The 7,294-nt window shown below is 38.2% G+C and carries 5 protein-coding genes; all 5 read left to right on the top strand.

Going from position 1 to position 7,294, the window contains the following annotated elements; genetic code table 11:
• Positions 1–346 precede the first annotated feature (346 nt).
• The 5 genes from ACQKP0_RS00970 to ACQKP0_RS00950 all read left to right on the top strand — a co-directional run bounded on the left by ACQKP0_RS00970 (position 347) and on the right by ACQKP0_RS00950 (position 7,278).
• Positions 347–1,573, top strand: a complete 1,227-nt coding sequence (locus ACQKP0_RS00970; protein ID WP_427403937.1) for a CdaR family transcriptional regulator — start codon at positions 347–349, stop codon at positions 1,571–1,573.
• A gap of 112 nt (positions 1,574–1,685) precedes the next feature.
• Complete coding sequence (locus ACQKP0_RS00965) at positions 1,686–2,879, top strand: LL-diaminopimelate aminotransferase (protein ID WP_427403936.1); 1,194 nt, start codon at positions 1,686–1,688, stop codon at positions 2,877–2,879.
• Entirely contained in the window at positions 2,863–4,539 is a 1,677-nt protein-coding gene (locus tag ACQKP0_RS00960; protein WP_427403935.1) for a thiamine pyrophosphate-binding protein, read from the top strand. The genes ACQKP0_RS00965 and ACQKP0_RS00960 overlap by 17 nt, the downstream gene beginning before the upstream one ends.
• Before the next feature lie 17 nt (positions 4,540–4,556).
• Positions 4,557–6,059 carry an aldehyde dehydrogenase family protein gene (locus ACQKP0_RS00955; RefSeq protein WP_427403934.1) on the top strand — a complete coding sequence of 501 codons (1,503 nt, stop codon included), beginning with the start codon at positions 4,557–4,559 and terminating at the stop codon, positions 6,057–6,059.
• Between the two features lie 46 nt (positions 6,060–6,105).
• Positions 6,106–7,278, top strand: a complete 1,173-nt coding sequence (locus ACQKP0_RS00950; protein WP_427403933.1) for a saccharopine dehydrogenase family protein — start codon at positions 6,106–6,108, stop codon at positions 7,276–7,278.
• Positions 7,279–7,294: the final 16 nt, after the last annotated feature.

The raw sequence follows: 7,294 nt of genomic DNA, 5'->3' as shown, positions 1-7,294 counted from the left end.
CCTTTATCTCAGTCGAAGACTACAAAATCCGTACGCCGATGATCAAGGCGCTTCCGCTTTTCGTAGTGTCTAGCTTCAGCGCCTATCGGCTAGCGGATTTCTCCGTCTCCTCTTTACGATAAGTCAACATCGGCTCGTCCCTCGCCGTGTTTCCTTTATCTCAGTCGAAGACTATAAAATCCGTACGCCGATGATCAAGGCGCTTCCGCTTTTCTTATTACTTTTTGTTATACAGGAAAACTAAGTTTTGTTGAATGTGTATTTTGCACAAAATTCTGATATCATAAACGAATCAGATAATAATTTATTAATATCAAAAATCAAACTATTTATAGAGGTGGCGTATGTGAAGCTTTTTGAGCAAATTGCCCAATCGATTGTAGAACAAACATCTTTTGTTTTAGAAGTGCCGATGAGTATAACTGATGAAAAAGGAATCATTATCGGATGCACAGATTTAAAGCGTATCGGTACATATCATGAGGCTACAAAGGAAGTTTTCAGAATTGGAAAGGCTGTACAATATTCGGAAGATAATGTAATTGGGAGAGAGAATGTCCTTCCTGGTGTAGCGACCCCTATATTTTTTCAGCAGGAACCAATTGGTGTATTGGGTATAGTTGGGGATCCAAAAGAAGTTATTAAGTATGTTTATTTAGTCCGTAATCATGTTGAAATGCTCCTTCATGAAACTTTGAAGGCGGAGTCGTTTTCTTTACAAATGAAAGCGAAAGAAAACTTTATTCAGTACTTACTCCATCAACGTCCAAATGAAAGTAGTGAAGAGCTGATTAATTATTGTGAAATGATGGGGTTTAATGTAAAAATTCCGAGAGTATGTATTCTCATACATATTCCACATTATGAAATCGAGTCAATTTCAAACAAACGTGTTTTTAAAATTTTACAATATGACCTTTTTCAACTAATCGGTAAGTTATTTAAAGAACAGGATGATGACCTATTAACATCTATAAATATTAAACAATGGATTGTGTTAAAGGGTGTTAAAGATCGTAACTCAGGAAGAATCACCGAAACAAGTAAACAAGCATTAAAAATAATGAATCAATTTTTGCATCAGCATCAAATACACAGCAAGGCCTTGATAGCAGTCGGAAACTGTTATGAGGGGGTCGAAGGGATTAGTCGATCCTATCATCAAGCATTAAAATTATTGTCTATAAGTAATCAATCTCCTTATAAAGATCATGTGTATTCATATCAAGATTGGAATGTATTGATCATTAGTCTAATAGAAGAAATAAATCCAACTATTTCAGAGGTAATGTTGGATAAAATAACTAATTTGATCAATCATCCAAGTTCCGGCATTCTTATCGAAACTTTTTTAATTTACTGTCAGGAAGGCTTAAATATGAGTAAAGCCGCAAGGTCATTATATATACATCGTAATACTTTGTTATACCGTTTGAATCAGATTAATGAACTTTTACAGATGAATGTTAATTCGTTTGAAGAAAGCATGGCTCTCTATTTAGCTTTAAAAGGTTATCAAATGAATAAAGAACAGAATTCTAGGTTTAAGGATGTTTTATTTTTAGATAATTAGGAATAAACTGTTGATTTGGTGAAAGCGTTATCATATAATGAACCTTGTAATATATGAAACTGTATTTCATATAATGAAATGAAGTGATTTTTAATGGAAAGTGGGGAGAGAGATGTCTTCGTTTGTTTCTAAACGGGTTCAGGGATTACCACCTTATTTATTTTCCGTTATTGACGAAAAAAAGAAAAAGCTTCAAGAAAGAGGTGTGGACGTAATTGATTTAGGAATAGGCGCTCCAGACTTACCTACTCCAGATTTTATCGTTGATCGGTTAATCCAGGAATTAAAAGATCCTAGTAATTTTAAATACTCAGGTTACTCTGGATGTCAGGAATTCCGTGAGGCAGTAGCTGACTTTTATAAGCAACATTATGAGGTAGAACTAGATCCAAATACTGAAATCCTCACATTAATTGGATCAAAGGAAGGGATTGCACATGTCATTCCAGCAATGATAGACATTGGGGATGCAGTTCTTATTCCTGACCCAGGTTATCCTGTTTATCGGACAGCTACTTATCTTGCAGGCGGGGATTGTGTTGATCTTCCACTAGATCCAAATGATGAGTACCGCCCAATCTTTTCAAGACTTTCACAGTCCATCTGTGAAAAGGCGAAGCTTATGTTTTTAAACTATCCAGGAAATCCCACAGCTGCAACTGTTGAATTAGATGTTTTTAAAGAAGCAGTTGCCTTCGCGAAAAAGCACCAAATTGGTATCATCCATGATTCTGCATATGGGTTAGTAACGTATGATCAATTTAAAGCCCCAAGTATTTTACAAGTTGAAGGTGCAAAAGAAATCGCAATCGAATTCGGTTCCTTATCAAAAAGCTTTAATATGACTGGCTGGCGAATTGGCTATGTTGTCGGCAATAAAGACATTATTCGTGCGTTGTCCAATGTAAAAAGTAATGTTGATACGAGTCAGTTTTTACCAATCCAAAAGGCTGCTGCAGAAGCATTGAAAAGTGATTACAAAACAGTTGAACAAAATAATTCCATTTACAATGAACGGCTTGAAAAAATGCTGGATGCTTTAAAGGGCATTGGAATTCATGTGAAAAAGCCAAGAGGATCATTTTTTATTTGGGCACCAGTACCAAAAGGTTTTACCTCTCAGCAGTTTGCGGAAAAAGTACTGGAAGAGGCGGGAGTTATTATCACACCAGGAAATTCCTTTGGACCATCTGGAGAAGGATATTTTCGAATATCCTTATCAGTGCCTACGGAACGCTTAGATGAAGCAGTGAAAAGAATAAAATCTCTGAACCTCGAGGTGACAAATAATGTCCCAAACCATTGAAAAAATGAGAGAAAACAAAGTAATGACGGGGGCAAAAGCAATCATCGAGTGCATGAAAATTGAAGAAGTAACAAAGGTTTTTTGTGTACCTGGTGAAAGCTATTTACCTGTATTAGATGCCATCTATGATGAGCCAACAATCGAGCTGATATCTGCAAGACATGAAGGCGGAGCATCCTTCATGGCAGAGGGCTATGCAAAAGCTACAAGGAAACCCGGAGTGGTTATGGCAACTCGCGGTGTTGGTGGAGCAAATCTAGCGATTGGTGTTCATACTGCCTTTCAAGATTCAACACCAATGGTAGTTTTTCTCGGTCAAGTCCACAGCAAATTTCGTGGGCGTGAAGGCTTTCAAGAAGTAGATTTAGATCAATTTTTTGGTCATATTGCCAAATGGACGGTTGAAATAAAGGATGCAGAAAGAGTACCTGAACTCGTGCAACGGGCATTTCGTATCGCACAAACAGGAAGACCAGGACCAGTGGTTATTTCCTTACCTGAAGATATGCTAAAGGTTGAAAGTACAATGACTTTTGGCCAGAAAGTGAAGGTATCCAGACCAACTCCTGCTAAGGATGAGATTCAAGAAATTGAAGATATACTAAAAAATGCGAGAAATCCGCTCATTATTGCTGGTGGAGGAGTCATCTATTCAGATGGTGAAGAGGCATTGATCCATTTTGCTGAAAAATATCAATTACCAGTGATGGCGGCTTTTCGAAGACATGATGTTTTTTCAAATAATCATCCTTTGTATGCAGGTCATTTAGGATTAGGCACTGCAAAGGGTATTCTTGAAACAACCAAAAAAGCGGATGTCATATTGGCAATAGGAACACGGCTTTCCGAAGTCACAACACAAGACTATACATTAATCTCCCCTGAACAAACACTTATTCATATCGACATCAACCCTAATATGTTAGGAAATGTTTATCCGCCAGACGTTGGTATAGCAGCAGATGCAAGAAATACATTATTTGCCTGTTTAAATATCGATGTTCAACCAACATGGAAGGATTGGGCAGATAAGTGTCATCACACCTATGAAAAATCAACCACAATACTTAATGATGATGAAAATTTCAAGCTAACTAATTTTGATGTTATTGATTTATTACAAAAACATCTGCCAGAGAATGCAGTTATTACCAATGATGCAGGTAATTTTGCAGGCTGGCTCCATTCATATTATCAATTCAATCAGAAAAAAACGTATATTGGACCAACATCTGGAGCGATGGGTTATGGGCTTCCAGCGGCAATAGGCGCAAAATTAGCTCATCCTAATCGAATCGTTGTCTCTCTATCTGGTGATGGAGGGATGATGATGACTGTCCAGGAGCTAGAAACGGCTTCACGATACGATATTCCTGTAATAAGTCTAGTTTTCAATAATCAAATGTATGGGACGATCCGTATGCACCAGGAAATCCACTACCCGGAAAAAATAAGCGGAACAGATTTAGGGAATATTGATTTTGTCAAACTAGCCCATTCCTTAAACGCAAATGGTGTGAAGGTGGAAACAAAAATGGAGTTTGAAAGAGCATTATATGAGGCAATGGCAAGTAAAAAGCCGACTGTGATTGAAATTGAGATGGATCGTGAACAGATATCCACGAATAAAACGATTCAGCAAATTCGTGAAAAATCATAAATAAGGAGATGTTTATAATGTCAAATACAGTGATAAGCGGTGAAAAAGTTGTTAATTATATCGATGGGGAGTGGAGTGTTCCTGCACACGAAAAATATGCTCCTATCATCAATCCAGCAAATGGAGAATCCATTGGAGATATTCTTTTATCCTCTAAAGAAGATGTCGATCGGGCTGTCCAAGCAGCAAAAAAGGCCCAAAAGCAATGGGCATTAGTTCCTGCACCGCAACGAGCAGAGCTTTTATATCAAGTTGGCTTAATTATGAAGGAAAGAAAAGAAGAATTATCCCGTATTTTAACACAAGAAATGGGAAAGGTGATCGAGGAAGCGCGTGGCGAGGTACAAGAAGGAATTGATATGGCCTTTTATATGGCAGGTGAAGGCAGACGATTATTCGGGAATACGACTCCATCTGAACTAAAGGATAAATTTGCGATGAGTATTCGAGTACCTGTTGGTATCGTTGGAATCATTACTCCATGGAATTTTCCAATCGCCATCGCAACGTGGAAGTCATTCCCTGCAATTGTTGGCGGAAATGCGGTTATTTGGAAGCCTGCTACAGAAACACCATTAATGGCAAGGGAATTGGTGAAGATATTTGAGGAAGCTGGTCTTCCAAAGGGAATCATCAATCTCGTTTGTGGATCAGGTTCTGAAGTAGGTAATGCCATGGTAGAGCATCCGGATATAGATGTGATTTCATTTACTGGCTCCAATGAAGTGGGACGTACAATTGCGGAAACGTGTGGAAGATTATTAAAACGTGTTTCCCTTGAAATGGGCGGTAAGAATGCAGTCATTGTTATGGATGATGCAGACTTGACACTTGCAGTAGAAGGGATTTTGTGGAGTGCATTTGGAACAAGCGGTCAAAGATGTACAGCATGTAGCAGAGTTATTGTTCACGAAAGTGTGAAAGATCAATTAGAAGAAAGACTGTTAGTGGCAATGAAACAGTTAACAATTGGGAATGGCTTGGATGAACAAGTGAAGGTAGGTCCGGTCATAAATCGAAGTGCTCTGCAAAAAATCCATGAGTACGTTGGAATTGGTAAGGATGAAGGAGCAAAATTATTAGCAGGAGGTTCCATTTTAAATAATGGAGAGTTGGCAGATGGATATTATTATGCTCCAACACTATTTACAGATGTTCGTCCTGATATGAGAATTGCTCAAGAGGAAATATTTGGACCAGTCGTTTCTATCATTCCGGTGAAAAGCTTTGAGGAAGCGATTGAAGTCAATAATGGGGTTACATATGGATTATCAAGCTCTATTTTTACAAGAGATGTAAATCGAGTATTTGCTGCACAGCGTGATTTAGATACAGGTATCGTTTATGTGAATGCTGGGACTACTGGTGCGGAGATTCACTTGCCATTTGGGGGGACAAAAGGAACAGGAAATGGCCATCGTGATTCGGGTGTGCAAGCATTAGACGTCTTCACAGAGTGGAAGAGTGTGTATGTCGATTATAGTGGAAAGCTTCAACGTGCACAAATTGATGTAGAGTAATAGATTTCTAAACACATATTTGAATTCATTCAAGGAGGAATTTTACATGAAAATCGCAGTTTTAGGTGCAGGATTAATGGGGAAAGAAGCAACAAGAGATTTGGTGAATAGTGTAGGAGTGGATAAAGTTACACTAGCAGATGTCGATGTCAAAAGGGCAGAAGCAGTATGCCAGCAATTGAACTCTTCTAAACTATCAGCTGCTTATTTAGACGCGTCGAATCAGGATCAATTAATTCATTTTATACGTGATTATGATGTCGTGATTAATGCCCTATTTTATACATTCAATGAGAGAGTGGCAAGAGCAGCAATTGAAGCAGGAGTTAGTTGTGTCGATCTCGGTGGACATATTGGGCATGCTACTGACCATGTGCTCGAAATGCATGAAGAAGCTAAGAATGCGAATGTAACATTGATTCCTGATCTAGGGGTTGCACCGGGAATGATCAATATTCTATCTGGATACGGAGCCAGCCAGCTTGATGAAGTAAAATCAATTAAGATTTATGTTGGTGGTATTCCGGTTGTACCTGAACCGCCGCTAGAATATAATCATGTATTTTCAATGGAAGGTGTTTTTGATCATTACACAGACCCATCCTTAGTGATACGAAATGGAATAAAGCAGGAAGTTCCATCATTATCCGAAATTGAAACGATTCATTTTGAGAGATTCGGTCCGCTAGAGGCTTTTCATACAGCAGGAGGGACATCAACTTTATCCTTATCCTATCCTGATGTTGAAACTCTAGAATATAAAACAATCCGTTACCGTGGTCATGCAGAAAAGTTTCAATTACTTGTGGATTTAAATTTAACTAGAAATGATTATGAAGTAGAAGTGAATGGTCAAAAAATAAAACCACGCGATGTTTTGTTGAAAGTGCTAGATCCTATTGTAGAGCTCGGAGAAAAAGATGATGCGGTTCTCCTCCGAGTGATTGTCGAAGGAACAAAAGCTGGAGAAAAAGAAAAATATGAATATGAATTAATCACATATAAAGATCGTGTGAACCAAGTCACTGCCATGGCTAGAGCAACAGCTAATACGATATCTGTCGTAGCCCAAATGATCGGAAGCGGCCTTATTTCCGAAAAGGGTGTATTTGCTCCTGAAAAAATCGTTCCTGGAAAGGAATACATTGAAGAAATGGCAAAGCGGGACGTAAACATTGTGGATAAAAGTGTAGTATCTCGTTCCGATGTAAGTGTTTAATGTAGCTTAAGTAATA

It is taken from the genome of Heyndrickxia sp. NPDC080065, from assembly GCF_050281185.1.
Taxonomy (GTDB): domain Bacteria; phylum Bacillota; class Bacilli; order Bacillales; family Bacillaceae_C; genus Heyndrickxia.
Note: the sequence above shows the minus strand (reverse complement) of the source record. Positions and strands in the feature narration are given on the sequence as shown.

Excerpts from the sequence above, each read along its gene's own strand:
- ACQKP0_RS00960 (WP_427403935.1), top strand. The coding sequence starts at position 2,863 with ATGTCCCAAACCATTGAAAAAATGAGAGAAAACAAAGTAATGACGGGG.
- ACQKP0_RS00955 (WP_427403934.1), top strand. The coding sequence starts at position 4,557 with ATGTCAAATACAGTGATAAGCGGTGAAAAAGTTGTTAATTATATCGAT.
- ACQKP0_RS00950 (WP_427403933.1), top strand. The coding sequence starts at position 6,106 with ATGAAAATCGCAGTTTTAGGTGCAGGATTAATGGGGAAAGAAGCAACA.
- ACQKP0_RS00965 (WP_427403936.1), top strand. The coding sequence starts at position 1,686 with ATGTCTTCGTTTGTTTCTAAACGGGTTCAGGGATTACCACCTTATTTA.